This is a genomic window from Bradyrhizobium sp. NAS80.1, assembly GCF_001908205.1.
GTDB lineage: Bacteria > Pseudomonadota > Alphaproteobacteria > Rhizobiales > Xanthobacteraceae > Bradyrhizobium.
Map to the genome: position 1 here is coordinate 1 of NZ_LGHL01000387.1, position 880 is coordinate 880.

1 protein-coding gene is annotated in these 880 nt (G+C 54.2%); it reads right to left on the reverse strand.

Annotated elements, in window-relative coordinates:
* Positions 1–149: 149 nt before the first annotated feature.
* Complete coding sequence (locus AC629_RS43685; protein WP_084810759.1) at positions 150–536, reverse strand: ester cyclase; 387 nt, start codon at positions 534–536, stop codon at positions 150–152.
* Positions 537–880: the final 344 nt, after the last annotated feature.

Consider the following 880-nt stretch of genomic DNA (forward strand, 5'->3'; position numbering starts at 1 on the left):
CGTCGTCTAAGTTGAAGCCACGTGCTAGCTTAAGCGCTAGAACCGCCTTGGACGAATAACTTCTTCTATCGCGCTCAAGCGCCTTGGCGTTTTCACACAGCCAAGACCCGGAGCGGACCAAGCATACTAACGGGGATGGTTCCTCCGGCCTAAAGTTGTCTTTCGATAGCTGCCTTGTCGATGATCGACCACACCGCCTTTATTTTCCGCTCGTCGAACTCATAGAATACGTTCTCGGCGAAGGAGACCTTCCGCCCATTAACTTCAAGGCCGAGGAAACTTCCTTTTGGCGTGCAGTTAAATCCGAGCCTGCTCGCGATGCGCGGGGGCTCACAGACTAGGAATTGAATGTCGAAATGAAGGTCCGGGATCTCACGAAAATCTCTCTCCAGCATTTCGCGATAACCACACAGCCGAATCCGTTCGCCGTTGTAGTGCACCTCAGCATGAACGAATTGCTCCAGCGCAGCCCAATCCTGCCTGTTCAGACAGTCGATGTATTCACGATAGGTGGTGGAAAGAGTGGTGTCGACCATACTTGCCTCCGGCGGCGGCTTCATTCTGCCAGTCGTCGGCGCAGAGCGCTCGCCGTCGAGCATGGCTCGTTCGCTCATGCATCTTGTAAATCAACGACCAACTTGGGGCCAGTGGTGTATTCTGGAGATCAAACGAGGATGTCCGGAAGTGGCCCTTCGCGACAATTTGCGGCGCAGGGACATGTCCGCAGTTGGGGTTAGACCGGAAGTCTTGGGCTGAGGCTCAAACCGGCGCTTTTGCCACATCTGCGACATCAGCGCATTTTTGCTGTAACGCGCAATACCCGCGCGGGACCAGTCATCAACTTTCGCGAGCCATCTCTATTTTCTATTTCTTTTTGCCG